This is a genomic window from Antrihabitans spumae (assembly GCF_043944905.1).
Taxonomy (GTDB): Bacteria; Actinomycetota; Actinomycetes; order Mycobacteriales; family Mycobacteriaceae; genus Antrihabitans; species Antrihabitans spumae.
Genome location: NZ_JBIMSN010000080.1, coordinates 1 through 2,140, shown reverse-complemented (window position 1 = coordinate 2,140; position 2,140 = coordinate 1). Strand labels below are relative to the sequence as shown.

3 pseudogenes are annotated in these 2,140 nt (G+C 63.8%); all 3 read left to right on the top strand.

What is annotated here, in order from left to right:
- Positions 1 to 58: 58 nt before the first annotated feature.
- Positions 59 to 490 (top strand): annotated as a pseudogene (locus ACHIRB_RS18290) (ATP-binding protein); the annotation flags it as partial.
- Positions 491 to 548: 58 nt separating this feature from the next.
- Positions 549 to 1,693, top strand: a pseudogene (locus tag ACHIRB_RS18285) (Mu transposase domain-containing protein); the annotation flags it as partial.
- Positions 1,690 to 2,082, top strand: a pseudogene (locus tag ACHIRB_RS18280) (ATP-binding protein); the annotation flags it as partial. The pseudogenes ACHIRB_RS18285 and ACHIRB_RS18280, both read left to right, overlap by 4 nt.
- Positions 2,083 to 2,140 lie beyond the last annotated feature (58 nt).

The following is a 2,140-nucleotide window of genomic DNA, read 5'->3' as shown; positions in this document are numbered from 1 at the left end:
ACTCTGACATCTTTCGTCATAGACGTTGATGAGAGCGTGTTTTCACACCTGGATAACGCCAGGCACCGGCAAGAGCCACACCCTGATCGGACTCGGCATAGCTGCCGTGCACGCCGGGTTGAAGGTCCGCTACTTCACCGCCACCGACCTGATCGACACCCTCTACCGTGGCTTGGCCGACAACACCGTAGGCAAAATCATCGACACCCTGCTGCGGGCGGACCTGATCGTGCTCGACGAGATCGGGTTCGCTCCGCTCGACGACACCGGCACCCAGTTGTTGTTCCGGCTCGTCGCCGCCGCGTACGAACGACAGTCCTTGGCGGTCGCGTCGCATTGGCCGTTCGAGCAATGGGGGCGATTTCTACCCGAACACACCACCGCCGTCAGCATCCTCGACCGGCTCCTGCATCACGCCACCATCGTCGTCACCGACGGCGAGTCCTACCGGATGCGAGACGCTCGGCAACACCGAACGGACCAGAACTAGCCCACAACCGCGGGGACTTTTACCTGGCCAAAATCGGGGACATCAAACTGGCCATTGACACCTGTGGGCCCGCACGCTGTGCGACGAACTCGAAGACCTCGGCTACGCCCTGTCCTATCCGACACTGACGCGCCAGATCCGCCAGCGCAAACTCCGCCCGATCTGCACCGATTGTGCCAGTGTCCCGGACCGTCCGAATGCGGTGATCGAACACCCGCCCGGTGACGAAACTCAATGGGACTGGGTCGATCTGCCGAACCCGCCCGACTCATTGGGAGTGGGGATCGACAGCGCATCTGCCGGTCGGATCACTCGCTCACTCCGGGCGGTGGCGCGGCGTCCTGGCACCGGCCATGACGCAACCGCACTTGGTCGACGGACTCGACCGGGTCTCCCGCAAGCTGGGCGGGCTCACCCGTAGTTGGCGTTTCGACCGGATGGCCACCGTCTGTCACCGGCGAATCAGGCAGGGTGACAGCCAGTTTCGCTGTGTCGCGAAGCACTACGCGGTCGCGGTATCGATCTGCCCGGCCCGCTCCGGCAATCGCAAGGGTGTGGTCGAGAAGGCCAATCACACTCCCCGCCCAACGATGGTGGCGCACCATGGCCGACGATGTCACCGTCGAACAAACCCAACGAAGTCTCGACAAGTTCTGCTCATTGCGTGGCGACACCCGGCTGCGACCTACAGCCGATGGTAAGTCGTCGGTGGCGACGATCGCTGCGGCCGAACCGCTGGCAGCACTACCTGTTGCGGCCTATCCCGCGATTCTGACCGAAACCCGCACGGTGTCACGCCAGGCGTTGGTGGCCTACCGCGGCAATCGGTACTCGGTGCCTCCGGAACTTACCTCGGCACAGGTCACTGTCACACGAGTGTTGGGGTCGGACGTAATCGACATCGTCACCACCTCCCAGATCACCACCGCCCGCCACCGGCTTGCTGCCGACGGTGCCGCGGTGATGGTTCGCGACCATGGCCACGTCTACGCCCTCGACCACGCCGCAATGGCCGGTGCCACCGGCGGTGGTCGACCGCATCGTCGCAAGGAACGGATCCCACCCGGACCTGACTCCCTGGCGGCGGCGGAAACATTGCGTCGCAACAATTCCCAACCCGACACTGCCTCGACGCCCTTACCGACGGTGATCGATCTATCCGCCTACGAGCGTGCTGCGCACGGAAGGAACACCCTGTCATGACCAACACCGGACCCGTCACCGCCGGCACAGACGCGGTGCCCGCGCCGAACACCGCCGCAGCAGCGAGTCTCTACCAACGCTTGCGTGGACATCTGGCGGTACTGAAATTGCACGACGCGGCCGAAGCATTGCCGTCGGTCCTGGACCGAGCGGCCAAGGACGGCACGACGATGACCGCCACCCTCGAAGAACTGCTGTCCATCGAAGTGGCGGCGACCGAGGCTCGGCGCCTGACCGGTCGGCTGCGGTTCGCGTGCCTACCCACACCGGCATCTCTCGAGGATTTCGACTACGACGCCGCCCCGGGAGTGGACCGCAAGCTGATCGCCGAGCTCGGCACCTGCCGTTATCTCGAGACCGCGACGAATATTTTGCTGATCGGGCCACCGGTTATCCAGGTGTGAAAACACGCTCTCATCAACGTCTATGACGAAAGATGTCAGAGTC